Here is a 23574-nt window from a genome sequence, read left to right as displayed (position 1 = left end):
AAGGTTTCACGGGGCGTTGCGTCACTTCCCCGACTTGCAGAACAGGGTCTTCTCAGGTGACGCACAGGCGTTTAGGGTCAGCGGGAGCCGCACATTCCCGCTTTGGAAGATCGGTCAGACAGATTAATTGAGGCAGTGGATTGAAAACGACGGTGATCAACATCTCGGCGATGACATAGGGTCGCTCTGTTTTGCCGATCAGACGGTCCAGAATTTTCATATAGTTTCCCTTACCGTGCATGTGCATGCTCTTGCTTACCGCAAGGTTTAAGCCGAACATCGGACAGAAGTCACGAGGCAATTCGGTGCTGAGTGGTCGCCGGCTGGCGACGCATAAAGGTAAAGACCCGATGATATTGAAAAGTTTGTTTGCCGCCTTTTTCATCCTGTTTGGCACGGCTGCGTCAGCCATTGAAATCTCTAACCGATGCTTCGCGAACGCTTGGGAAAGCTGCTATTTGGTGGTGGTGGGTCAAATCGGGCCAGATGCCCCGGACCGGTTCACAGCCAGTTCCGCACAGATGGATGGCAACAAGGTTCTTTTTCATAGCAGCGGGGGTGATCCACGGGCCGCCATTGAATTGGGGCGATTGATCCGAGCAGGCGGTTTTGAAACGTCGGTTGGTCAGTGGAACGTGAATGGACCCACGGATGGAACCTGTACCAATGCTTGTATCTACGCGTTTTTGGGTGGTGACGTGCGGTCCATCGCATTGGATAGCAAGATAGGCTTTGACGGGATCGACGCTGGCTTTGGACAAGGGACCGCCAAGGATCAGGGGATTGTTCTGGCCACGCAATACCTGATTGATATGGGCGCTGCGCCAGAGTTGTTGTTGCGTACCCGTGACTCCGGTTTTTTGACCGTAGACGAGATTGCGGCCACCGGCATTTCATACGCGCCGCCAACGGGGTTCGGCAATTTCGTGATTGAACCCTACAAGGATGGTATCGTTGCAGCCTCGAAGAGACTGGATCAAGCCACGCCTTATGACCGGGTCGTGCAGGTCACGGCGTTCTGCCGAGGTGGTGCCATTCATTTCATGATGACGGCCGCTGGTGGTTTCATGGCTGAGAATGGCGATGCCAATTTGCAATACGCGACCGGTCCGGTGCAGGAGATTGGCAACAACGTGCTTGAAGTCGACAACTACACGACGTGGGAAACCGAAACATCGGGATTTGTTCAGTTCAGCTTTGACCCTGCCGCGCTACCTGCGATGGATGACATCACGGCGCTTGCGTTGCGATTTTCACCCGGTCGCGTGTACGGTGGCAGCCACTATTTTTATCGCGAGCTCAGCGATGCTGACCGCGATATGCTGTCGGCAGCATTCAGGTTCTGCATCTAGACGGTTTTAGCCCAACCAACCCTTCAGGTTTTTTTCGATCACGCCGGACAGCGCATCGATATGTGCCGGATCATCATTCAGGCACGGGATGTAGGTGAACTGTTCGCCACCGGCTTCCTCGAAGCTTTCTTTGATCTCTTCGTTGATCTCTTCCAGCGTTTCGATGCAATCAGCAGAGAAGGCAGGCGCACAGACTGCGATATTCTTGATGCCGTCTTCCTCGGCCAGACGCGCCACTTCCTCGACAGTGTAGGGTTTCAACCACTCTTCGGGGCCAAAGCGGGATTGGAAGGTCGTCACGATCTCTGTTTCGTCCCAGCCCAGACGCTCTTTGAGTAGTCGTGTCGTTTTCTGACACTGACAGTGATAGGGATCGCCCTCGCGCAAATAGCGTTCCGGCACGCCATGATAGCTACAGACCAGCTTTTGAGGCTTGGTTTCTGCCTCTGCATAGGCTTTTTCGATCGATTGCGCCAAGGCGTCGATATAGGCGGTTTCTTCGAAGTAGGGTTCGACAATACGCGCGATGGGTTGCCGCTTTTCTTCCATTAGCGCGCGAAAGAACTGGTCATTTGCAGTTGCGGATGTGGCCCCTGCGTAGTGCGGATAAAGCGGGAAAAACAGGATCTTCGTGCATCCATCTTCAACCATTTCCCGCACTTTGGATTTGGTCGATGGGTTTCCATAGCGCATGCAAAAGTCGACGCGCACATCGTCACCATACCGCTCGACCATTTGCGCTTTGATCGCAGCGGTTTGCTTTTTGGTGATCGTCAGAAGTGGACTTTCGTTATCCTCTTCGTTCCAGATCGATTTGTAGGCCGCACCCGACGAAAACGGCCGCTTTGTCAGGATAATCAATTGCAGCAGTGGCTGCCAAATCCATGCGGAATAATCGACAACGCGCTTGTCCGACAAAAATTCGTTCAGATAACGCCGCATCGACCAGTAATCGGTGGCGTCAGGCGTGCCCAAATTGGCGACCAAAATACCGACACGCGCTGGCTTGACTGCCGGGTGATCGGGATGCGCATGCACGGGACATGTTGCTGGGCGCTCTTCGGCTTGGCTTTGTGCATCGAACATTTTCATTGTCCCTTAGGTAGCGCGATTTGGATTGTAGTTAAATGGGATACGCGTGGCGTCAATCATTGGACCTAATTAAAGGTGTCTCAGCAGTGCCCAAAGCGTCAGCAAGCCTGGTTTTTGCGCTGCCGGGGCGCAATGGTTGCAGTTGATTGTCCGCAGGTGCCCATCCGGTCAGCGTGATGACCTCAAAAGTGGCATCAACGCGATTGTCTGCGTTGCGGAAGTTGTCTGCGTAGATGCACGCCGCTTCGGTCAAGACATTGCGTCGGGTGGCGTGCTTGATGCGCTGGGCCAAAGCATTGTTTTCACCCATCTTGCGCAAGTCATGCATCAGGTGGAACGCGTTCACGTAGCTTGCGGTCAGTGGCGTGCTGTCAGCGACAGGTAACGCAAAGCCTGCGCGCTGCAGTAGCCCGCCAAGATCGCGGATTTCACCCATTGGCGCGATGCGGGGTGACAGGCCGCCAGCAACAACCGCCTCTGCCTCGGCTAAGGAGGCCCGCAATTCATGCAATGTTTGCCCACCCAGAAAGGTGCACAATAGCAAGCCATCGGGTTTGAGCGCATGGCGCGTTTGCACAAGCTGACCAACCGGGTCATTGGCCCAGTGCAGGCACATCGTGTGCAGGATCAAATCATATGTGCAGGGCGCAAGATCAAGCGTGTCATCGTCAGCCACAATCGTGGCATCGGGATAGTGCGCACGCCAGAATTCAGGAAACCCCGTCACAATCGCGATGGACGTAAAGGTTCTGTTAACCTCGATCAGTCTTTCTTGCAGTTCATCGGCCGCGTGTTCTTGTAAAAACAGGGCATCAGGCTGCGCGCGGGCACGATTGCGCGTCAAGGCGGTGCGGTCTGTCAGTTGGGGCATATCCATGCTGGGTCATTTAGGGTGCATTCATGCGGTTGCAAAGCGTCATTCGAGCTATTTATCCGCCGCAATGTGTGGCCTGTGACGCGCAGACCGACGATGACCATGGTTTATGCGCCGATTGCTGGCGCGAAACGCAGTTTATCGGCGGCCTGATCTGCGACACCTGCGGTACCCCTTTGCCGGGTGAGGACCACGGCGAGATCGTGCAATGCGATGACTGCATGACAATCGCGCGTCCGTGGAACAAAGGCCGCAGCGTTCTGGCCTATGCCGGTGTAGGACGACGGTTGGTGCTTGGTCTCAAGCACGGTGACCGCACCGATTTGGCCCCGCCAGCCGCACGCTGGATGGCACAAAAACTAGCGAGTTGGGACCTAACAGACACTGTTTTGGTGCCAGTTCCTTTGCATTGGGTCCGGTTGGTCAAGCGGCGCTACAACCAATCGGCGGTTCTTGCGCAGGATATTGCAAAAGTGATGGATTTGCCTGTTTGCGTCGATGCATTGCTGCGTCCCAAAAAGACCAACCCCCTTGAGGGGCACAGCCGCGACGCGCGATTTGCGGAACTCTCCGGTGCGATTGTTCCTAACCCCAAGCGCATTGGACGGATGACAGGAAAGTCGGTAATTTTGGTTGACGATGTGATGACGTCCGGCGCGACCCTTGCCGCAAGCACAGAGGCGTTGAAAGATGCCGGTGCCGCAAACGTGTCGATTGTTACACTGGCAAGAGTGGTCAAAGATGCCTAGATCACAGACGAGACTGACCTAAGGACTACGAAAATGGCGAATGTCGAGATTTACACCAAGCCCACTTGTGGCTTTTGTCACATGGCAAAACGTTTGCTGAACTCCAAGGGGATCAGCTTTTCCGAAGTGAATATCACTGCCCAACCGGAACGGCGGGCCGAGATGATCCAGCGCGCCAATGGCGGCAGCACCGTCCCGCAGATTTTCGTTGATGGCACCCACGTAGGTGGCTGTGACGACCTGATGGGCCTGGAACGCAGCGGTAAATTGGATGCGCTGCTGGCGGCATGAAGGCCGCACTGCTTCAGCTGAACGCCAGCGATGACCCGGCGGTAAACCTACCCCGGACCACCGCCTTGATCGCTGAGGCAGCCGCGAAGGGGGCCGGGTTTGTTCTGACGCCCGAGGTCACAAACTGTGTCTCGCAGGACCGCCGCCATCAGGCGCGCGTTTTGCAGCTTGAGGCGGATGATGTGACCCTGCGCGGGATGCGAGAGGCTGCCATCCGGCATGGCATTTGGGTGTCGATTGGATCGCTCGCGCTCAGGTCAGGTGATCCAGACGGCCGTTTTGCAAACCGGTCCTTTCTAATTGACCCTGCCGGGCAGATCGTCGCGCGTTACGACAAAATCCATATGTTTGATGTGGCAGTGTCGGAGACTGAAACATACCGCGAATCTGCTGGGTATCGACCGGGAGAGACCGCCGTCGTCGCTGATACGCCCTTTGCCAAGATCGGGCTGAGCATCTGCTATGATGTGCGCTTTGCTTATCTCTACCGGGCATTGGCGCAGGCCGGGGCGCAGGTTTTGCTGGTTCCATCTGCATTTTCGCCCGTGACCGGTGCCGCACACTGGGAACCGTTGCTGCGCGCACGCGCCATTGAAACAGGGTCTTATGTGCTGGCCGCGGCCCAAACCGGGACGCATGCCGCGCAGTCGGGGAAACCACGCACAACATACGGGCATAGCATAGCGATTTCGCCTTGGGGCGAGGTTTTGACGGATTTAGGAACCGATCCCGGCATTGCGTTGGTTGATCTTGACCTAAGGGAAGTGGCACAAAGCCGACAACGTATTGCCGCTCTTGGCCATGACCGTCCCTTCGAAGGCCCCTGATGTCCGACGCCGAAAAAAACCTAGCCGTTTCGCTTTTCAGCGAAATCCTTGCCGTAGACCAACTGGCACGGGCAAGTGTGGCGCGCGTCTTACCCAAGGGAATGGAGCTGTCGCATTTTTCTGTTTTGAACCATTTGGCGAATTCCGGGGTCGAGCGATCACCGGCGCAATTGGCCAAGACCTTTCACCTGACGCGCGGTGCGATGACCAATACCTTGCACAAATTGGAATGGGCTGGTTGGGTTCATGTGCGCCCCGACTGGGATGACGCGCGGCGCAAGATGGTCGCGATAAGTCCCTCCGGGCAATCGGCCCGCGATGCCGCCTTGGCAGCAATTGCACCGGTCATCGCGGATGTCGTTGCCAAGGTTGGCCAAGACAGAGCGCGCGCCGTACTGCCCGTTCTGCGCGAAATGCGCCTGAAACTTAGCAATATCGACTGACAACGCAGTTTAGACGCACGAATGTACAGGCGTTTCGCAATCGTAGATTGTCATCAGACCATCTTTGAATGGCACACATGGTGACCAACCGAGCACGCGTTTTGCCTTGTTGATATCGGGACATCTGCGTTGCGGGTCATCAACGGGGAGTGGCTTGAACTCAATCTCGCTTTTTGTGCCAAAGATGGCGTTGATGTGTTGTGCGATCTCCAGGATCGTCAGTTCAGCGGGGTTCCCAATGTTGACAACCTCACCCCGTGCCGCACCAACGGATCCAAGTAGCAGTAACCCTTCTACCGTATCACTCACATGGCAAAAGCTACGTGTTTGCGTCCCATCACCATAGACTGTCAAAGATTGCCCTGCTTTCGCTTGTGCAATGAAATTCGGAATGGCCCGCCCGTCTGAGGCGCTCATTCCCGGCCCGTAGGTATTGAAAATACGTGCAATGCGGATATTGGCATCCGACGTTCTGACGGCATCCATCAACAGCGCCTCAGCGGCGCGTTTGCTTTCATCATAACATGCGCGTGGCCCCACCGGATTAACGTGACCCCAGTCGGTTTCCTTTTGCGGATGGGACAGCGGATCGCCGTAAACCTCGCTGGTTGATGCTTGGATCAGTGTGGCGTTGCAAGCTTGCGCATGTTCAAGCAATTGCAGCGTTCCAAGGACGTTGGTTTTCCACGTCTGAATGGGGTGGCTTTGATATTGAACAGGTGATGCTGGGCTTGCGAGGTTAAAGATGACGTCGGTTCGCGGCAGCTTTGCCGTTATCGAAATATCCAGCGGGAGTAAGGTCAGATTTCTATTCTTGTGTTTGGCAAGCCGCGCTTCCGTCCCGGTTGAGAAGTTATCGACGACGTGCACTTTGGCATCCGCATCCAACAATCTTTGCACGAGATGGTGCCCAATGAACCCGCAACCTCCCGGAACAAGCACGGCTTTGCCTTTCCAGAACGTCATGTGTTTTGTTCTCTTTCTTCAATTGTGCTGATCGCAAATTGGCGTTCGCTTTCAAAGGTGAGGCTTTTGCCAAGGGCCTGACCCTGTGACGCGATTTCGCGTGCCTTGGCCTGATGTGTTCTGACCCAATCGATCTTTTCTTGCAGGTCTGACAGATCCGCGCGAATTGGAACGAAATGTTCCCAAGGTACCAGCTTATGATAGTACCATTGATAATAGCCAAAGGGGCTATCGACCTTCAAAACGCAACAACCCAGCTTCAGCCGCTGCATCAAGTTGCACCACGCGTTGGTAAAGCCGTCGATGTCGATGGCATACTTCATGCCGCCCCAGTCGTGTGTCGGTACATATTCACCGATTAGCCCCTCTGATCGGAGAACATCGCCAAAGCCTTGATACTTGTAAAAAATAAATTTGAAATCCACGTCGAGGGTTTTGCACTTTAACGCCATGCGTAGCCGTTGCTTTACGCCTGGCGTGTCGATGGTTGCTGGGTCAAGTGAGAACAGCCCGTCGCCGTTTAGCCCACCCCGCCAAATGATGTCATCGCGCCTGTCATCCCAAGCGAGCGCCTGATCTACGGCAAATTTGTCCGTTTCAGCATACCCATGATCGCGAAAAAAATGTGCGTCGGGCACCGGTGTTTGCAGGCTTGAGGTCACAGAAAATTTGTATCGGGCTACACTGGGAAAATTACCGTCCGAGATGTTAACGGTGATTTGTCTGACGTTGTCATCGGTGCCGCTGAACCAGCAGACATGCGCCGCCAACTTTGCGCGATTGCGCAGTAGCTCCGCAGGACGAAGAAGATAGTTGACCAGTGCAACGATGCTACCGCTTTCTTTACGCAGGATGACATCGGTTGGCGCGATTGGTTCTTGAGAATGCCGCACGTGCAGCGTCACCGGTTGCACGCCCGCGCGCTCACACTGCTCGTGGTACGACGTCATAAACGACTGATTTCGTTCATATTGGTTGCGCGATTTGCGCATCGACCGTCTGAGCCTTGATAGTGGATTTGCCAATCAACTCACCAAAAAGAAGCGCGTTCCTCGCATGGTGTTGTGGCGCAAAGGCATCCTCTATTCAATCGGCTTTGTTGCTGCCGTCACATAGTTCACGGATAGGTCCCGGTCCGAGATTGACCACGTGAATTTGGCAAAGTTGAAAACGAAACCCTTGCGGTCCACCGGTGTCATCCCTGCCTTTTCGATCAAAGCAAATAGTTCATCAGGTGTAATAAACTTATTCCATTCATGCGTACCTTTGGGCAGCCAACGCATGACGTATTCCGCACCGACAATCGCCATCGCAAAGCTTTTGGGATTGCGGTTGATTGTTGAACATATGTGAATGCCGCCCGGTTTCAGCAATTGCTGGCACGCGGTCAGATATCCTTGGGGGTCGGCCACATGTTCGACCACTTCCATGTTCAGTACAGCGTCAAACTGTTCGCCGGCTTCGGCCATCGCTTCTGCCGTTGTGTGACGATAGTCGATCTGCAACCCGGATTGTTCGGCGTGGATTTTAGCCACCGGGATGTTGCGTTCTGCTGCATCAGCACCCACGACGGTCGCGCCCAGACGCGCCATCGGTTCGCACAGCAGCCCGCCACCGCATCCGATATCAAGGATGCGTAAACCCTTGAACGGTTCTGGCTGACTAAGGTCGCGCCCGAACTCAGCGGCGATCTGGCTGGTGATGTAGTCCAATCGAACGGGGTTCATCATGTGCAATGGTTTGAATTTGCCCTTCAGGTCCCACCATTCCGCCGCCATCGCCTCGAACTTGGCAATCTCGCCGGGGTCTACTGTGTTCGTTGCCGACATTTTCATCACTCCGCGTCATGGTCACTAGGTTCATCTCGCGATATAGGATGGTTATGGACAAAGTCGTAGGACAAAAGCGCCCAGGTGCGCATCTTTACCAGCCAATTGATCCCTTCGATCAACGGATGCTGGATGTCGGCGATGGTCACCGCATCTATATGGAACAATGTGGTAATCCCGATGGTATTCCCGTTGTCGTCCTGCACGGCGGTCCCGGTGGTGGATGCAGTCCTGCGATGCGGCGCTACTTTGATCCCAACCTGTACCGCATCATCCTGTTTGATCAGCGCGGCTGTGGGCGGTCACGGCCCCATGCCAGTGTTGAGGCCAATACGACATGGCATTTGGTCGCCGACATTGAATTGATCCGCGAAATGCTTGGCATTGACCGCTGGATCGTCTTTGGCGGATCTTGGGGGGCAACACTCGCACTGATCTACGCGCAGGCGCATCCTGATCGTGCCGCCGCTTTGACCTTGCGCGGCGTCTTCCTGATGACCCAGCCAGAGCTGGATTGGTTCTATGGTGGCGGAGCGGGCAAGTTCTGGCCTGATCTCTGGGCACGATTTGCGGATATGATCCCCGAAGATGAACAGGACGACTTTATTGCCGCTTATCACCGCCGCCTATTTTCTGATGACCGGACACTCGAGGTGCGTTTCGCCCGCGCCTGGGCGTCCTGGGAAAATGCGCTGGCCTCGATTGATAGTGACGGTGTCACCGGCGACAGCCCCGCCGACTATGCCCGCGCCTTTGCCCGGCTTGAAAATCATTATTTCTACAATGCCGGTTTTTTGAGCGCGGATCAGCAAATTTTGCACCCTGACCAAATGGCGAAGATCGCTGATGTGCCGGGTGTCATCGTGCAGGGGCGTTATGATATGATTTGTCCGCCTGTGTCAGCGCACACGCTTTCACAAAACTGGCCAAAATCTAGGCTAACCTTCATCGGTCGTGCCGGTCATGCGCTGTCTGAACCTGGTATCAGCGCCGAGCTTGTCCGCACCATGGATATGATGGGTGCCCAGCGTCATTCACTGGGGCTTTAGGGTTTACTACTGAAAATATGCCGCTAAGCTTCACGCAATAGCTATCGGGGAAAGCTAAGTTTTGGGCAACGTCCTGACGATTATTCTACAACGGCTCGCGCTTGGCCTACTGACATTGCTGATTGTGTCGATTGTGATCTTTATCGCAGTCAACCTTCTGCCGGGTGACTTTGCACAATCCATTTTGGGACAAGGTGCCACACCAGAGGCAGTAGCTTCGATTCGCGAGGATCTTGGTCTCGACCAACCGATGGTGACCCGATACTTCCAATGGTTGGGTGGCGTGCTGCGCGGCGACTTGGGTACCAGCTTTGCCCAGGCCAACTTTGCCAGCTTTAGCGGGACAACGTCGGGTGCGACAACAATCGCCGAACAGATCGCGCCGCGGTTTGGTAACACGATGTTCCTGGCCATGATCACTGCGGCAATCGCTGTTCCTTTTTCGATCATCCTTGGCATTCTGGCCGCCCTGTACCGCAACACAGTTTTTGACCGGGCGACGAACATCTTCACCTTGTCGTCGATTTCCAGCCCTGAGTTCTTTTTGGCCTACATCCTGATCCTGTTCCTCGCGGTGCTGAACCCGATCTTCCCGTCGCTGTCGAACATCTTTGAAGGGATGCCGTTCAGTGAACGCCTTGAAAAGTCGATGTTGCCTGCCTTGACGCTGACCTTGGTGGTCACCGCGCATATGATGCGGATGACGCGAGCCGCGATTATCAACTTGCTGGCTTCACCTTACATCGAAATGGCGCGGCTGAAGGGCCTGTCGCCGATGCGGGTGATCGTCAAGCACGCGCTACCCAATGCTTTGGCGCCGATCATCAACGTGATTGCCTTGAATCTTGCGTATCTGATCACTGGCGTTGTGGTGGTCGAGGTGGTCTTTGTTTATCCGGGTATCGGCCAGCTGTTCGTAGACAGTGTGAAAATTCGTGACATTCCCGTTGTGCAGGCGTGCTGCCTGATCTTTGCAACTGCGTTTATCCTTCTGAATCTGACAGCTGACATTATGTCGATCCTGTCCAACCCGCGTCTGAGGCATCCGAAATGATCTGGCTTGTCGCTACTCTGATTGGCATGGGTATTGTTGCATGGGGGTTTCGCTTTGCGGGGCAAGCCGCGACCGGCAATGCACCGAAGTTCCGCGATATGCCCTACGGCGTGGCCTATGGGTATGTCTTGGGCGTCGTGGTTTTGGCATGGTTGGTGTGGGCCTATATGCAGGGGCGCAGTGAAGACACGGTGATTGCGAATAAGTTCTTCTTCCTGCGCGTCGCGATTGAAGGGTTTATCATCTTCTCAGCGGCTGCTTGGCTGTTCCGCCTGTTTGGCAAAACCATCGGCACGAAATGGAGCAAAAAGATGTTCCGCTCAATGCCGCTCACTGCGTCTTTTGGCATCCTGACCATTCTGATCTATGCGATTTTTGCGATCTTTGCGGGTGCTATTGCGCCTTACGGACAAGAACAGATCCTTCCCGGTGTTGCCGCAAACGTCATCCCCGGTGGTGACCCGGCGCTGGGCGGCAACCCCGACTTTCCGTTGGGTACTGACCAGATCGGCCGCGATATCCTTAGTCGTTTGATCTATGGCGCGCAAAATACAGTTGGCATCGCCTTTGCAACGACTGTCTTGGCATTCTTGCTGGGAGGTACTTTCGGGTTCTTGGCCGCGACGCTGGGTGGTTGGCTGGACCAGCTTCTTTCGCGCATGGTTGACGTTTTGATGGCGATCCCGTCACTGATCTTTGCGCTACTTTTGATGACCATCGCCAGCGTTTGGGCGCCTGAGTTGGGCATACCTTTGACCGTCTTCATGGTCATTATTATTGCCGTGATCGACAGCACGCGCGTTTATCGTCTGGCCCGCGCTGTGGGGCAGAACATCGTAGTTATGGACTATATTGAAGCAGCCAAGCTGCGCGGTGAAGGCCTTGGCTATCTTGTCTTTAAAGAAATCCTGCCGAATGCGACGGCACCGCTTCTTGCGGAATTCGGGCTGCGCTTTTGTTTTGTTTTCCTGACGATTGCGGCGCTTTCATTCCTTGGCGTCGGTATCCAGCCACCGCTGGCTGACTGGGGTACGATGGTGCGTGACCTCGGCGGCTTTGTGAACTTTGCACAGTTCGCGCCGATGGCGGCAAGTGCACCGTTGTTGGCGGCAGGCGCAATCGCCTTGCTCACCATCGCTGTGAACTTTGTGGTCGACTGGATGCTGCAGAAATCGTCGGGGCTCAAAGAATGACCGATCAACCGCTTGTCAAAATGCGTGACGTTTGGCTTGAGGGCCGCAGCGACGAAAAGTGGAACCCCATTATCAATGGTGTCGACCTGACCCTGCAAAAAGGTGAGGTGCTTGGGCTCATTGGTGAATCTGGCGCTGGCAAATCCACTCTTGGGTTAGCGGCAATGGGCTATACCCGCGACGGTGTTCGTATCAGCAAGGGGTCGATTGAATTCGATGGGATTGATCTGCTGACCGCATCCGCCGCTGTAAAGCGGGATCTGCTGGGCAAGCGCATCGCCTATGTGGCGCAATCCGCAGCGGCGAGCTTTAACCCGGCCCACAAGTTGATGGATCAACATGTCGAAGGGCCAGTGCAGCACAATGTCATGGGGCGCGGCGAAAGCGAAGAAGACGGGATGGAGCTTTATCGCAAGCTGCGTCTGCCGAACCCCGATCAAATCGGGTTTCGGTATCCGCACCAAGTCTCCGGCGGCCAGTTACAACGCTGCATGACCGCGATGGCAATGTCTTGTCGTCCTGATCTGATTATCTTTGATGAACCGACCACCGCGCTGGATGTGACAACCCAGATCGAAGTGCTCGCATCAATCCGCGACATCGTCGAACAGTTTGATACCGCTGCGATCTACATCACCCATGACCTGGCGGTCGTGGCCCAGATGGCTGACACCATCAAGGTGCTGTTGAAGGGCGACGAAGTCGAGACTGCCGACACCCGCACCATGCTTGCAGCGCCGACGCAGGAATATACAAAATCGCTTTGGGCTGTGCGTAGTTTTGAGCGACCATTGAAGCCTGCTGTGCAGACTGGCTCGGTACCCGTTGTCAGCGTGCAAAATGTCGATGCTTCTTATGGGACCGTCCCTGTTCTGCATGATGTCAGCTTTGATTTGCACGAAGGCCGCACGGTCGCTGTTGTTGGCGAAAGTGGATCGGGAAAATCGACAACGGCCCGCTGCATCACGGGTCTGTTGCCACCAAAGGCGGGTAAAATCATGCTGGATGGCCAAGAGCTGCCGGCGGACTATCGTAAGCGCAACAAGGATCAGCTGCGCCAAGTGCAGATGATCTATCAGATGGCCGATACGGCGCTGAATCCGCGCATGTCGATCGGGCAGATCATTGCGCGCCCTGTCGAGTTTTATTTGGGCTTAAAAGGTGCGGAGAAACGCAAGAGGGTCGATGCCCTGCTTGAACAGATCGAGCTTGAGCCTTCACAGTATTATCATCGCCTGCCCTCGGAATTGTCCGGTGGCCAAAAGCAACGTATTGGTATCGCACGTGCTTTGGCAGCCGAACCAAAGTTTATTATTTGTGATGAGGTCACCTCGGCGTTGGACCAATTGGTCGCGGAAGGGATTCTGCGACTTTTGGCGCGCTTGCAGGATGAATTGTCGCTCACCTATATGTTCATCACACACGATCTTGCGACGGTGAAAGCCATTGCAGATGAGGTCGTTGTCATGAAGGACGGACGCGTCGTGGAGCAAGGGCCAAAGAACGACATGTTTAAGCCGCCGCACCATGCCTACACCGATCTTTTGCTGTCTTCGGTACCGGAAATGGACCCGGACTGGCTCACTAATCTGCTGACGGAACGCGGAGTTGATAACATCGGCGACGCAGCTGTTGATAAGATGTAACTCAGAATCATCCACGAAAGTGGTGACAAAATCGGGCGGTTCGCGCCTGAACCAACAACTAGGGAGAACGAAAATATGCACGGAATTAGTAGACGCGGTCTATTGAAAACAGGTGCTGCCGCAGGTGTACTGGGTCTGACAGGTATGCCACTGCGCGCGCAGACACGCGGCGGCAAGCTGACTGCTGGTCTGGGTGGGGCAAACACATCTGATAGCTGGGATGGCCGGACGCACTCTGACATCTTCATGATTGCTTCGGCGCACGGCACAGTCTTTGACTGTTTGACCGAGGTTGCGGCTGACGGCTCGCTTGTCGGTGAATTGGCGGAAAGCTGGGAAGCCTCAGCTGATGCGAAAACCTGGACGTTCAACCTGCGTCAGGGTGTGACCTTCCACAACGGCAAACCATTTGGTGCCGACGACGTGATTGAGTCTTTGCAAATGCACGTGGCGGAAGGCGCGAAATCTGCGGCACAGCCGATCGTTGCTTCTATCTCTGAGATGAAAAAGACATCTGATTTCCAGATCGAATTCACGCTTGCCTCTGGCAACGCGGATTTCCCTTATCTGATGTCGGACTATCACCTGTTGATCTTCCCTGCGGGTCAGATCGAAGAGGCGATTGCAAACGGTATCGGTACGGGTCTGTACCAAGTACAGTCATTCGACCCTGGCGTGCGCATGGTCGCAACGCGTTACGCAGATCACTACAAAGGTGACAGCGCCGGCTTCTTTGATGAGGTCGAATATATCGCGATCAACGACAACACAGCACGTATGAACGCGCTGATGACCGGTCAGGTTGATACGATCAACCGGATCGACTTTAAGACCGAAGCACTGTTGAAGGCCAACCCTGCGCTGCGCATTCAGGAGGTGACGGGTAACCAGCACTATACATTTGCGATGCTGACAGACACGGATCCATTTGGTGATGCGAACGTCCGTCGCGCGCTGAAGTATGGTATCAACCGTCAGGAAATGGTCGACAAGATCCTGCTGGGTCACGGTAAGGTCGGTAACGACACGCCAATCGGCCCTGCAAACCAGTTCTATCATGCTGAAATGGAGCAGCTGGAATACGATCCAGACAAGTCCAAGTTCTATTTGCAGCAAGCTGGCCTTGATAGCTTGAGCGTGGATATCAGTGCGGCAAACGCTGCCTTTGAAGGTGCCGTTGATGCGGCCCAACTGTTCCAGTCATCCGCTGCTGCTGGCGGTATCAACCTCAACGTGATCCAGGAACCTTCTGATGGGTATTGGTCCAACGTCTGGCTGAAAAAGCCGTTCACAGCTGTGTACTGGTCTGGCCGCGCGACAGAGGACTGGATGTTCTCAACCGCGTATGAGGCTGGTGTGCCATGGAACGACAGCCAGTGGGACAGCAACGACAGCGCCCGTTTCCAAGAGTTGCTGATGACTGCACGTGCTGAGTTGGATACCGACAAGCGCCGCGAACAATACTTCGAAATGCAGCAAATCCTGCGCGACGATGGCGGTGTTCTGGTGCCAATGTTTGCCAACTACGTGCAGGCCGTGAACAACCGCATCGTGTCACCTGACACAGTGGGTAACCTCTGGCAGATGGATAACGCCCGGATGGCCGAGCGTTGGTCTGTGGCGTAAGCCGAACCTGATTACGATCGAAACGCCCTGCCACAAGGCGGGGCGTTTTTTGTTTGGCACCGGACAGACGCCGATATACTGCCTTTGCCAAACCCGGCCGAAGGAATTCAATGTATGACCCAGTATCAGGCAGAAACGCCCGCACAGCATCGCAAAGCGATCGTGTTGTGCTGCGATCAGGGGTTTTTAAAGTTCGCAGCTTTCGTTGCGACGCAAATCTTCGACCAGCATCCTGAACCCGACTTTGACGTCTGCATTTGTAGCCATGAAACGCTGGCTTTGCCCGATACGCTGCAATCTCTGCCGGTCCGCCTGTGCCATTTTCCATTGCCTGCCGTTCTGGAAGACGCGCCGCAGAGTTACCGTATCAACCTATCGAGCTATCTGCGCCTTTTCGTGCCGCAGGCCTTTGCTGCCGACTATGACCGCATCCTTTATCTCGATAGCGATATCTTTTTGCGGGGCGGTGATTTTTCCAAGCTGCTCGACATACCCTTGCTTGAGGGCCATCCGGTGGCTGCCGTTCGCACAAGTCACCAGCGTGACAATCAGCTTAAGCACATGCCGGAATTCAAAGCGCTGGGTCAGCCGCCCGCGCCCTATTTCAATGCGGGCATTCTGCTGATCGACGTATCCCGCTGGGACGCCGCAGAAATTTTGCCGCAGTCGTTGGCGTTGATGAAGAACCAGCCTGAAGTGCTGAATATGCATGACCAGTCCGTGCTTAATATTGTGCTGCGCGACAACTGGTCCGAACTGTCGGTCGCGTGGAACTGGATGTATTCAGGGCGCTTTAGCTATCTGTTGGAATCGTGCGACCCGTTCATTCTGCATTTTGCCGGGCGGATCAAACCGTGGAATCGTCTGAACGGAGAATTCCCACCCAAATATCCAGAGGTCTATCGCGCGTTTTTCGCCAAACATTACCCGCAGGAGGCGGAAAAGATGCCCCCTGCCGCGTCGATCTTTGCCGCGCAGAAGTTCCATAAGAAATCGCTGCTTAAGCAGTGGTGGGATTTCAACGGACTGGCCCGCTACATCAGCCGTTTTGACGACCCCTATGTGGTCATTGATCCACGAAGTTGACGGTGCCCCTTGCAGTTGTGGCAAACCTTCCGTATATGACTTCTAACAGCGGCGTCTGGCTTCCACCCCCGGACACCACCGAAATTCGTAACGGGCCGCGCGCCCGTTTTTTTGTGCCCAATAGCTATCCGAATGATAAGTCGGAAAATATGATGAACGATCTGATCGCCAAAGCGGCCATTGACCGCCGTATCGCTGAAATCATCACCCCTGTTGTCGAAGACATGGGATTTGAAGTTGTGCGCGTCCGTCTGATGTCAGGCAAGGAAAGCATCTTGCAGATCATGGTCCAGCGTCCCGATGGCCAGATTGAAGTTGATGAATGCGGCCAGATTTCCACCGCGCTGAGTGCTGTGCTGGATGTCGAAGACCCGATTCTGGATGTCTATAACCTTGAGGTGTCCAGCCCCGGCATTGACCGCCCTCTGACCAGGATGAAGGACTTTGTCCAATGGGAAGGTTTTGAGGCCAAGATCGAGACGGACGAGCTGATTGATGGCCGTCGTCGCTTTAAAGGACCATTGGCTGGAACCGAAGGTGATGAAGTGTTGATCACGATCACCGAAGGCACCATTGGTCTGAAATTCGAATGGCTGTCAGACGCCAAATTGGTTCTGACAGATGAGTTGATCCGCGACGTGCTGCGTGGACGCAAAGATGCGGGTCAGATCGACGAGACCCAGTTTGATGAAATCGAAACGATTATAGACGGTGAGGAGAACACCTGATGGCATATACTTCCGCGAACCAGCTGGAATTGCTGCAAACAGCCGAGGCCGTGGCCCGCGAAAAGAACATCGAGCCGGGGCTTGTTGTGGAAGCGATGGAAGAATCGCTCGCCCGTGCAGCCAAATCCCGCTACGGCGCGGAAATGGACATTCGCGTGTCCATCGACCGCAAGACCGGTAAAGCGACGTTTACGCGTGTCCGCACTGTGGTCGAGGAAGAAGAGCTTGAGAATTATCAGGCTGAGTTCACCGTTGAGCAAGCCAAAGAGTATATGGAAAACCCAGAAGTGGGTCAGCAGTTCATCGAAGAAGTGCCGCCCGTGGAACTGGGCCGCATCGCCGCACAGTCCGCCAAGCAGGTGATCTTGCAGAAGGTCCGCGAAGCCGAGCGTGACAAGCAATACGAAGAATTCAAGGATCGCGCAGGTACGATCATCAACGCGCTGGTCAAGCGTGAAGAATATGGCAATGTCATCGTCGACGTAGGCGCTGGCGAGGCTGTCCTGCGTCGCAACGAAAAGATCGGTCGCGAGGCGTATCGCCCGAATGATCGTATCCGTTGCTTTATCAAAGAAGTGCGCCGCGAACAGCGTGGCCCGCAGATTTTCCTGAGCCGCACAGCGCCCGAGTTCATGGCAGAGCTGTTCAAGATGGAAGTGCCTGAGATTTACGAAGGCATCATCGAGATCAAGGCAGTGGCCCGTGATCCCGGCAGCCGCGCCAAAATCGCTGTGATCTCTTACGATGGTTCCATCGACCCTGTCGGTGCTTGTGTTGGTATGCGTGGATCGCGTGTGCAGGCCGTTGTGAACGAATTGCAGGGCGAAAAGATCGACATCATTCCTTGGAATGAAGATATGCCCACGTTCCTTGTAAACGCGTTGCAACCTGCTGAAGTGTCCAAAGTTGTTCTGGACGAAGAAGCGGGCAAGATCGAGGTTGTTGTCCCTGAAGAGCAACTGTCACTGGCAATTGGTCGTCGTGGCCAAAACGTGCGTCTCGCGTCGCAACTGACCGGTCTGGATATCGACATCATGACCGAGGAGGAAGAGAGCAAGCGCCGTCAGGCAGAGTTTGAACTGCGCACCAAATTGTTCATGGATACCCTTGATCTGGATGAGTTCTTTGCCCAACTACTGGTATCAGAAGGGTTTACGAACCTGGAAGAAGTCGCTTACGTCGAAATTGATGAACTCTTGGTCATCGAAGGCGTCGACGAAGATACGGCTGGCGAATTGCAGGCCCGTGCGCGTGACTATCTGGAAGCCGAAGCCAAGAAAGCCATGGAAGCGGCCCGCGCGTTGGGTGTCGAAGACAGCCTTGCGAATTTCGAGGGTCTGACACCTGCCATGCTAGAGGCGCTGGGCAAAGATGGCGTGAAAACGCTGGAAGACTTTGCAACCTGCGCTGACTGGGAACTGGCCGGTGGCTGGACCACGGTTGATGGCGAGCGTGTGAAGGATGACGGCGTGCTAGAACCCTTCGAGGTGTCGCTGGAAGAAGCGCAAGACATGGTGATGACGGCCCGCGTGATGCTGGGCTGGGTTGACCCGGATGAGCTTGCCGCCGAAGCCGCTGCTGCAGAAGAAGAAGCAGAAGCCGCGGAGGAGGAGGCCTGATTTCAGGCCTCTGATGGGATCGCAGATGGCGCGTGGTGGCCATAACAAAGACCGGGACGATGCCGAACGTAAGTGCATCGTCACCGGCAAGGTGCAGCCAAAGGCTGGGCTGATACGCTTTGTTGTGGGGCCGGATAATCAGGTTGTGCCTGATATTCTGGGTAAACTGCCGGGCCGGGGCATGTATGTGACGGCTGACCGCAAAGCGCTGGAAGAAGCCAAGAAGGGTCAGTTTTCACGTTCTGCCAAGCAAGCGGTGACTGTGCCGGATGGACTGATGGCCGAAGTTGAACGCCAGCTTGCCCGCCGTACTGTCGACCTGATCGCGCTAACCCGGAAATCGGGTCGCGCGGTTTGCGGATTTGAAAAGGTAAAGGGCTGGCTTGCCGGTGGTGAGCGGGTCCGTGTGCTGGTTCAGGCCTCTGACGGGTCCGAACGGGGCAAAACAAAACTATGGACACCCGAAGGTGCCCGATATTTCGGCTGTTTGACGGCGCAGGAATTGGGTTTGGCATTTGGGCGGCAAACTGTGATACATGGCGCGCTAGCCACTGGCAGACTCAGCGATCGTGTTGTAGAGGAAGCCACAAAGCTACGCGGGCTACGCGAAGGGAACGATAGCGATACGGCTATCGGGAAGGATAAAGAAGCTAAATGAGCGATAACGACGGTAAAAAGACACTCGGCCTTGGTGGTTCACGTCCCAGCAACGTGAAGCAAAGCTTTAGCCACGGGCGGACCAAGAACGTCGTGGTGGAAACCAAACGCAAACGCGTTGTGGTGCCCAAGCCCGGTGCGGCGAAACCTGCTGGCGGGGGCAGTGGCCCGGTCGGTGGTGATCCTTCCAAGCGTCCCGCCGGTATTTCCGATGTGGAGCTAGAGCGCCGGATGAAGGCGCTGAAGATGGCGAAAGCGCGCGAAGCGGAAGAAGCCGAAAAACGCGCCGCCGAAGAAAAAGAACGCGCCGCTGAACGCGATGCGCGCCGCGCCGAGATCGAGGCGAAAGAAGCCGAAGACAAGGCCCGCGAAGAACGTGCGAAGGCAAAGGCCGAGGAAGAAGAGCGCAAGAAAGCTGAGGCAGCCAAAGCCGCAGCTGTCGCAGCGGCACCACCGGCTGCTGCTGCCGTTCCCGGCGAAACCGAGATTTCCCGCCCAACAGCTGCGCCGCGCAAAACGGACCGCCCGCAGGAAAACCGTGACAACAAGAGCAAGGCGAAACCTGGCCGTGGTGGCGATGGTCGCCGCTCAGGCAAACTGACAGTCAATGATGCGATGGCGGGCCGTGATGGTGGCCGCCAGCGATCTATGGCTGCGATGAAGCGTAAGCAAGACCGCGCCCGTGCGAAAGCGATGGGTGTATCGGCCGAGCGTGAAAAGGTATTCCGCGAAGTCGCATTGCCAGAGGCAATTACAGTTTCTGAACTCGCCAACCGGATGACGGAACGTGTGGCCGACGTTGTGAAAGCGTTGATGACCAACGGCATCATGGCGACACAGAACCAGACAATTGATGCAGATACAGCGGAATTGATCATCGAAGAGTTCGGCCACACCGTTGTGCGTGTGTCTGATGCCGATGTTGAAGACGTGCTGACAGCGATTGAAGACAAGCCAGAAGACCTGCAAGGTCGCCCACCAATTATCACGATCATGGGCCACGTTGACCACGGCAAGACGTCGCTGCTGGACGCGATCCGCAACGCGAAAGTTGTGGCTGGCGAAGCTGGCGGTATCACACAGCACATCGGTGCCTATCAGGTGAAAACCGATAGTGGCGCAGTTCTGTCATTCCTTGATACACCGGGCCACGCGGCGTTTACGTCGATGCGTTCGCGCGGTGCGCAAGTGACCGATATTGTTGTACTGGTCGTTGCTGCTGATGACGCAGTCATGCCGCAAACGATCGAGGCGATTAACCACGCCAAGGCCGCCGAAGTGCCGATGATCGTGGCGATCAACAAGATTGATAAACCAGAGGCGAACCCAGATAAGGTCCGCACCGATCTGTTGCAGCACGAGGTCATCGTCGAAAAGATGTCCGGTGATGTGCAGGACGTGGAAGTTTCGGCCATTTCTGGTCAGGGTCTGGATGAACTGCTTGAGGCGATTGCCCTACAGGCCGAAATTCTGGAACTCAAAGCCAACCCTGATCGCGCCGCCGAAGGTGCCGTGATCGAAGCACAGCTTGACGTGGGCCGCGGCCCTGTTGCGACCGTTTTGGTGCAGAATGGGACGCTGCGCCAAGGTGATATCTTCGTTGTGGGTGAGCAGTACGGTAAGGTCCGTGCGCTGATCAACGACAAGGGCGAACGCGTCGAAGAAGCTGGTCCTGCGGTGCCTGTTGAGGTGTTAGGTCTGAACGGCACACCCGAAGCTGGCGATGTTCTGAACGTCGTGGAAACCGATGCGCAGGCGCGTGAGATTGCGGAATACCGTGAGAAGGCCGCGAAAGAGAAACGCGCGGCTGCTGGTGCGGCCACGACCCTCGAACAGCTGATGGCAAACGCCAAAGCCGATGAAAACGTCAGTGAATTGCCAATTCTGGTGAAGGCCGATGTGCAGGGTTCTGCGGAAGCCATCGTTCAGGCGATGGAGAAAATCGGAAACGATGAGGTGCGCGTGCGTGTCCTGCACTCTGGTGTGGGTGCCATCACAGAAACCGATATCGGTCTTGCCGAAGCATCTGGTGCCCCAGTCTTTGGCTTTAACGTGCGTGCGAATACGTCCGCACGGAACACCGCCAACCAAAAGGGTGTCGAGATCCGTTATTACTCGGTCATCTATGATCTTGTGGATGATGTGAAAGCGGCGGCCTCTGGTCTGCTCTCTGCCGAAATTCGTGAAAAGTTCATCGGCTACGCCAAAATCCAAGAGGTCTTTAAGGTCTCGAACGTGGGTAAGGTTGCCGGGTGTCTTGTCACCGAAGGTGTGGCGCGGCGTTCCGCCGGTGTGCGCCTGCTGCGCGACAACGTGGTGATCCACGAAGGCACGCTGAAAACGCTGAAACGCTTCAAGGACGAGGTGCCAGAGGTACAATCCGGTCAGGAATGCGGGATGGCATTTGAGAACTACGAAGACATCCGTCCCGAAGACGTGATCGAGATTTTCGAACGCGAAGAGATCGAACGGAATCTGTAAAGCACGTGGGTTTTACCCACTTTGCGGAATTGAAAAAGGCGGTCCGATTGGGCCGCCTTTTTCGTGCAATTGATGATGTGGGGATTACCCTGTCGGAATTGAAAGCAGCACCCAGCTGCCAACATTCTCTACAACGACACCGCCCTCGGCCATGCGATCCTGGATCGCCCCGCGTTCGTTTGCTGGGCAACCGACAAGTATTGAGCTGTCGCCCAAATACTCTTGCGTAATGTCGTTTTCGCCAATCACTTGGCAGACATCGCTCTGAGTTGGGTACGGTCTTACGCCGATAAGTCCAGACTCCTCTGGCGGAGAATAGGCGGTACATCCGGCTGCGACGAACGCCAGCATGGCGGCTGAAAGAACATGGTTTCGCATCTCTTCTTCTCCTCAGATTTTAACTCACAACCAATCCCTCAGTATCGGGATCAATGGCACATCTGCCGCGGGCATCGGATAGTCCCGCAACGCATTCGCTCGCACCCATTTGAGCGCTTGCCCCTCGCGTGATTGCGGCGTGCCTTCCCATTTGCGGCATGCGAACAGCGGCATCAGCAGATGAAAATCATCGTAACTATGGCTCGCGAAGGTCAGTGGCGCAAGGCATGACGCCCATGTGTCGATGCCCAACTCTTCCTGTAATTCGCGGATCAGGGCGGTCTCTGGCGTTTCGCCTGTCTCGACTTTGCCACCGGGGAATTCCCATAGCCCGGCCATTGATTTGCCTTCCGGCCGCTGTGCCAAAAGGATCCGCCCGTCAGGATCAATGAGTGCGACTGCTGAAACCAGAACAACCTTCATGATCTATAGTCAGCGTTGATACTGATGTAGCCGTGGGTCAGGTCGCAGGTCCAGACCGTGCTGGCCCCTGCCCCGATCCCCAGATCAACGCCAATCTTAAGCTCTGGGTTTTTCATGTAGGCGCTGGCCGCGTCTTCCGAATAATCAGGTGCGCGCCATCCGTTTTCGGCCACGGTGATGTCGCCAAACCGAATGCTGAGCCGATCGCGGTCTGCCGCAGCGCCGGATTTACCGACGGCCATAACCACACGACCCCAGTTTGCGTCTTCACCGGCGATGGCCGTTTTGACCAACGGTGAATTCGCAATCGACAGCGCCACCTTGTGCGCGTCAGTATCATCTGCCGCGCCGGTCACCTGAACCGTGACAAATTTGGTCGCGCCTTCGCCGTCCCGCACGACCTGATGCGCAAGATCCAGCATAACATCATGCAACGCGTCGGCAAAATCTGGGTTGCCCGTGACATCTACGCCGGATGCGCCAGTTGCCCCGATCATCAACGTATCAGAGGTCGAGGTATCGCTATCCACCGTGATGCAGTTGAATGTCTTGGCGTTCAGGCCAGCGACAAGGGCTTGCAGATCGCCTTGGCCAATTTTCGCATCCGTGAAGATGTAGACCAACATCGTCGCCATATCGGGCGCGATCATGCCAGAGCCTTTGGCGATGCCCGCGATTTTCACAGGTTTGCCGCCCACCGTGATCGTCGCGGAGGCCCCCTTTGCAAACGTATCTGTCGTCATGATCGCCTTGGCGGCGTCCCCGATGGCACTGGGTGATTGCGTTTCGCTGAGTGTGGCAATTTTCGCAACGATCCGATCATGCGGCAGCGGTTCGCCGATAACACCGGTTGAAGCGGTGAACACACGATCGCCAGCAACGCCTGTTGCGGCCGTCACGGCTTGCGTAACGGCCTGAACCGACCCTGTGCCGCGCGCACCGGTAAAGGCGTTGGAGTTGCCAGAGTTCACCAAAATCGCAGCAGACCGAGTTGGGTCGCTGCCCAGCTTTTCCTGACAGTCCAGCACGGGCGCTGATCGCGTCGCTGAACGTGTAAAGACACCTGCCACCGACGTTCCGGCGATTAGCATTGCCAACATCACGTCGTCACGGCCTTGGTACTTCACGCCAGCCGCTGCGGTCGCAAAAGTTACACCCGCGATTTCCGGAAGTTCCGGAAATCGCGCCGGTGCCAGTGGTGAGACTGTCAT

General features: G+C 55.5%; 24 protein-coding genes. 15 read left to right on the top strand and 9 right to left on the bottom strand.

Features of this window, described 5'->3' with window-relative positions:
• Positions 1 to 52: 52 nt before the first annotated feature.
• Positions 53 to 412, bottom strand: a complete 360-nt coding sequence (locus ACZ1G5_RS08885) for a hypothetical protein (protein WP_472732496.1) — start codon at positions 410 to 412, stop codon at positions 53 to 55.
• Positions 413 to 464: 52 nt separating this feature from the next.
• Here ACZ1G5_RS08885 and ACZ1G5_RS08880 point away from each other — a divergent pair, with 52 nt between their 5' ends.
• Entirely contained in the window at positions 465 to 1352 is an 888-nt protein-coding gene (locus ACZ1G5_RS08880) for a hypothetical protein (RefSeq protein WP_472732495.1), read from the top strand.
• A gap of 6 nt (positions 1353 to 1358) precedes the next feature.
• On the opposite strand, the gene hemH is transcribed toward ACZ1G5_RS08880, so the two are convergent.
• Positions 1359 to 2444: a ferrochelatase gene (gene hemH / locus ACZ1G5_RS08875; protein ID WP_472732494.1), complete on the bottom strand. Its 1086-nt coding sequence runs from the start codon at positions 2442 to 2444 to the stop codon at positions 1359 to 1361.
• Positions 2445 to 2496: 52 nt separating this feature from the next.
• A complete protein-coding gene (locus ACZ1G5_RS08870; RefSeq protein WP_472732493.1) occupies positions 2497 to 3321 on the bottom strand; it encodes a methyltransferase domain-containing protein in 825 nt (274 codons plus the stop codon).
• A 23-nt stretch (positions 3322 to 3344) separates the two neighbouring features.
• Between ACZ1G5_RS08870 and ACZ1G5_RS08865 the strand changes: the two genes are divergently transcribed.
• From ACZ1G5_RS08865 to ACZ1G5_RS08850, 4 genes are read left to right on the top strand one after another with little or no spacing between them, the layout of a single operon-like run.
• Positions 3345 to 4067, top strand: coding sequence for a double zinc ribbon domain-containing protein (locus ACZ1G5_RS08865; RefSeq protein ID WP_472732492.1), 723 nt, complete (start codon positions 3345 to 3347; stop codon positions 4065 to 4067).
• Between the two features lie 33 nt (positions 4068 to 4100).
• The gene (gene grxC, locus ACZ1G5_RS08860; RefSeq protein ID WP_472732491.1) at positions 4101 to 4358 is read left to right on the top strand and encodes a glutaredoxin 3; all 258 of its coding nucleotides are present in this window, start codon (positions 4101 to 4103) and stop codon (positions 4356 to 4358) included.
• Entirely contained in the window at positions 4355 to 5185 is an 831-nt protein-coding gene (locus tag ACZ1G5_RS08855) for a carbon-nitrogen hydrolase family protein (protein WP_472732490.1), read from the top strand. Before grxC ends, ACZ1G5_RS08855 begins: the two co-directional genes overlap by 4 nt.
• Positions 5185 to 5628: a MarR family winged helix-turn-helix transcriptional regulator gene (locus ACZ1G5_RS08850; protein ID WP_472732489.1), complete on the top strand. Its 444-nt coding sequence runs from the start codon at positions 5185 to 5187 to the stop codon at positions 5626 to 5628. The genes ACZ1G5_RS08855 and ACZ1G5_RS08850 overlap by 1 nt, the downstream gene beginning before the upstream one ends.
• Positions 5629 to 5637: 9 nt before the next feature.
• Here the strand turns inward: ACZ1G5_RS08850 and ACZ1G5_RS08845 are convergent, their stop codons facing one another.
• The 3 genes from ACZ1G5_RS08845 to ubiG form a co-directional block, all read right to left on the bottom strand.
• A complete protein-coding gene (locus ACZ1G5_RS08845; protein ID WP_472732488.1) occupies positions 5638 to 6594 on the bottom strand; it encodes an NAD-dependent epimerase/dehydratase family protein in 957 nt (318 codons plus the stop codon).
• Positions 6591 to 7586 carry a glycosyl transferase family 90 gene (locus ACZ1G5_RS08840; RefSeq protein ID WP_472732487.1) on the bottom strand — a complete coding sequence of 332 codons (996 nt, stop codon included), beginning with the start codon at positions 7584 to 7586 and terminating at the stop codon, positions 6591 to 6593. Before ACZ1G5_RS08840 ends, ACZ1G5_RS08845 begins: the two co-directional genes overlap by 4 nt.
• Positions 7587 to 7676: 90 nt before the next feature.
• The gene (gene ubiG, locus ACZ1G5_RS08835) at positions 7677 to 8429 is read right to left on the bottom strand and encodes a bifunctional 2-polyprenyl-6-hydroxyphenol methylase/3-demethylubiquinol 3-O-methyltransferase UbiG (protein ID WP_472732486.1); all 753 of its coding nucleotides are present in this window, start codon (positions 8427 to 8429) and stop codon (positions 7677 to 7679) included.
• Between the two features lie 47 nt (positions 8430 to 8476).
• Between ubiG and pip the strand changes: the two genes are divergently transcribed.
• The 10 genes from pip (at position 8477) to infB (ending at position 21562) form a co-directional block, all read left to right on the top strand.
• Positions 8477 to 9472: a prolyl aminopeptidase gene (gene pip, locus ACZ1G5_RS08830; protein ID WP_472732485.1), complete on the top strand. Its 996-nt coding sequence runs from the start codon at positions 8477 to 8479 to the stop codon at positions 9470 to 9472.
• Between the two features lie 61 nt (positions 9473 to 9533).
• Positions 9534 to 10526 carry an ABC transporter permease gene (locus ACZ1G5_RS08825; protein ID WP_472732484.1) on the top strand — a complete coding sequence of 331 codons (993 nt, stop codon included), beginning with the start codon at positions 9534 to 9536 and terminating at the stop codon, positions 10524 to 10526.
• Positions 10523 to 11719: an ABC transporter permease gene (locus tag ACZ1G5_RS08820; RefSeq protein WP_472732483.1), complete on the top strand. Its 1197-nt coding sequence runs from the start codon at positions 10523 to 10525 to the stop codon at positions 11717 to 11719. The genes ACZ1G5_RS08825 and ACZ1G5_RS08820 overlap by 4 nt, the downstream gene beginning before the upstream one ends.
• Positions 11716 to 13365 (top strand): ABC transporter ATP-binding protein, encoded by a 1650-nt coding sequence (locus tag ACZ1G5_RS08815; RefSeq protein WP_472732482.1) that lies wholly within the window; start codon positions 11716 to 11718, stop codon positions 13363 to 13365. The genes ACZ1G5_RS08820 and ACZ1G5_RS08815 overlap by 4 nt, the downstream gene beginning before the upstream one ends.
• 75 nt (positions 13366 to 13440) lie before the next feature.
• Complete coding sequence (locus ACZ1G5_RS08810; protein WP_472732481.1) at positions 13441 to 14991, top strand: ABC transporter substrate-binding protein; 1551 nt, start codon at positions 13441 to 13443, stop codon at positions 14989 to 14991.
• A 114-nt stretch (positions 14992 to 15105) separates the two neighbouring features.
• Positions 15106 to 16077, top strand: coding sequence for a glycosyltransferase family 8 protein (locus ACZ1G5_RS08805; protein WP_472732480.1), 972 nt, complete (start codon positions 15106 to 15108; stop codon positions 16075 to 16077).
• A gap of 152 nt (positions 16078 to 16229) precedes the next feature.
• Complete coding sequence (rimP, locus tag ACZ1G5_RS08800) at positions 16230 to 16805, top strand: ribosome maturation factor RimP (protein WP_472734305.1); 576 nt, start codon at positions 16230 to 16232, stop codon at positions 16803 to 16805.
• On the top strand, positions 16805 to 18424 hold the full coding sequence (nusA, locus tag ACZ1G5_RS08795) for a transcription termination factor NusA (protein ID WP_472732479.1): 1620 nt from the start codon (positions 16805 to 16807) through the stop codon (positions 18422 to 18424). The genes rimP and nusA overlap by 1 nt, the downstream gene beginning before the upstream one ends.
• Positions 18425 to 18449: 25 nt before the next feature.
• Positions 18450 to 19082 carry an RNA-binding protein gene (locus ACZ1G5_RS08790; RefSeq protein ID WP_472732478.1) on the top strand — a complete coding sequence of 211 codons (633 nt, stop codon included), beginning with the start codon at positions 18450 to 18452 and terminating at the stop codon, positions 19080 to 19082.
• On the top strand, positions 19079 to 21562 hold the full coding sequence (gene infB / locus ACZ1G5_RS08785) for a translation initiation factor IF-2 (RefSeq protein WP_472732477.1): 2484 nt from the start codon (positions 19079 to 19081) through the stop codon (positions 21560 to 21562). Before ACZ1G5_RS08790 ends, infB begins: the two co-directional genes overlap by 4 nt.
• Before the next feature lie 84 nt (positions 21563 to 21646).
• Here infB and ACZ1G5_RS08780 read toward each other — a convergent pair whose 3' ends face one another.
• The 3 genes from ACZ1G5_RS08780 to argJ are packed head-to-tail and all read right to left on the bottom strand — an operon-like array spanning position 21647 to position 23574.
• Positions 21647 to 21940 (bottom strand): hypothetical protein, encoded by a 294-nt coding sequence (locus ACZ1G5_RS08780; RefSeq protein ID WP_472732476.1) that lies wholly within the window; start codon positions 21938 to 21940, stop codon positions 21647 to 21649.
• A 24-nt stretch (positions 21941 to 21964) separates the two neighbouring features.
• Positions 21965 to 22363 (bottom strand): 8-oxo-dGTP diphosphatase MutT, encoded by a 399-nt coding sequence (gene mutT, locus ACZ1G5_RS08775; RefSeq protein WP_472732475.1) that lies wholly within the window; start codon positions 22361 to 22363, stop codon positions 21965 to 21967.
• Positions 22360 to 23574, bottom strand: coding sequence for a bifunctional glutamate N-acetyltransferase/amino-acid acetyltransferase ArgJ (argJ, locus tag ACZ1G5_RS08770; RefSeq protein ID WP_472732474.1), 1215 nt, complete (start codon positions 23572 to 23574; stop codon positions 22360 to 22362). Before argJ ends, mutT begins: the two co-directional genes overlap by 4 nt.

This window comes from Yoonia sp. JB2-21 (assembly GCF_055693545.1).
This window is presented reverse-complemented; position numbering and strand designations above follow the sequence as displayed.

Bases quoted from the DNA above. Each gene is read 5' to 3' on its own strand.
- ACZ1G5_RS08870 (WP_472732493.1), bottom strand. From the start codon at position 3,321: ATGGATATGCCCCAACTGACAGACCGCACCGCCTTGACGCGCAATCGT.
- ACZ1G5_RS08855 (WP_472732490.1), top strand. From the start codon at position 4,355: ATGAAGGCCGCACTGCTTCAGCTGAACGCCAGCGATGACCCGGCGGTA.
- grxC (WP_472732491.1), top strand. From the start codon at position 4,101: ATGGCGAATGTCGAGATTTACACCAAGCCCACTTGTGGCTTTTGTCAC.
- ACZ1G5_RS08885 (WP_472732496.1), bottom strand. From the start codon at position 412: ATGGCTGACGCAGCCGTGCCAAACAGGATGAAAAAGGCGGCAAACAAA.
- ACZ1G5_RS08815 (WP_472732482.1), top strand. From the start codon at position 11,716: ATGACCGATCAACCGCTTGTCAAAATGCGTGACGTTTGGCTTGAGGGC.
- ACZ1G5_RS08780 (WP_472732476.1), bottom strand. From the start codon at position 21,940: ATGCGAAACCATGTTCTTTCAGCCGCCATGCTGGCGTTCGTCGCAGCC.
- ubiG (WP_472732486.1), bottom strand. From the start codon at position 8,429: ATGAAAATGTCGGCAACGAACACAGTAGACCCCGGCGAGATTGCCAAG.
- argJ (WP_472732474.1), bottom strand. From the start codon at position 23,574: ATGACAGTCTCACCACTGGCACCGGCGCGATTTCCGGAACTTCCGGAA.
- ACZ1G5_RS08810 (WP_472732481.1), top strand. From the start codon at position 13,441: ATGCACGGAATTAGTAGACGCGGTCTATTGAAAACAGGTGCTGCCGCA.
- infB (WP_472732477.1), top strand. From the start codon at position 19,079: ATGAGCGATAACGACGGTAAAAAGACACTCGGCCTTGGTGGTTCACGT.
- ACZ1G5_RS08845 (WP_472732488.1), bottom strand. From the start codon at position 6,594: ATGACGTTCTGGAAAGGCAAAGCCGTGCTTGTTCCGGGAGGTTGCGGG.
- hemH (WP_472732494.1), bottom strand. From the start codon at position 2,444: ATGAAAATGTTCGATGCACAAAGCCAAGCCGAAGAGCGCCCAGCAACA.
- rimP (WP_472734305.1), top strand. From the start codon at position 16,230: ATGAACGATCTGATCGCCAAAGCGGCCATTGACCGCCGTATCGCTGAA.
- ACZ1G5_RS08790 (WP_472732478.1), top strand. From the start codon at position 18,450: ATGGCGCGTGGTGGCCATAACAAAGACCGGGACGATGCCGAACGTAAG.
- ACZ1G5_RS08805 (WP_472732480.1), top strand. From the start codon at position 15,106: ATGACCCAGTATCAGGCAGAAACGCCCGCACAGCATCGCAAAGCGATC.
- ACZ1G5_RS08840 (WP_472732487.1), bottom strand. From the start codon at position 7,586: ATGCGCAAATCGCGCAACCAATATGAACGAAATCAGTCGTTTATGACG.
- ACZ1G5_RS08850 (WP_472732489.1), top strand. From the start codon at position 5,185: ATGTCCGACGCCGAAAAAAACCTAGCCGTTTCGCTTTTCAGCGAAATC.
- ACZ1G5_RS08865 (WP_472732492.1), top strand. From the start codon at position 3,345: ATGCGGTTGCAAAGCGTCATTCGAGCTATTTATCCGCCGCAATGTGTG.
- pip (WP_472732485.1), top strand. From the start codon at position 8,477: ATGGACAAAGTCGTAGGACAAAAGCGCCCAGGTGCGCATCTTTACCAG.
- nusA (WP_472732479.1), top strand. From the start codon at position 16,805: ATGGCATATACTTCCGCGAACCAGCTGGAATTGCTGCAAACAGCCGAG.
- ACZ1G5_RS08820 (WP_472732483.1), top strand. From the start codon at position 10,523: ATGATCTGGCTTGTCGCTACTCTGATTGGCATGGGTATTGTTGCATGG.
- mutT (WP_472732475.1), bottom strand. From the start codon at position 22,363: ATGAAGGTTGTTCTGGTTTCAGCAGTCGCACTCATTGATCCTGACGGG.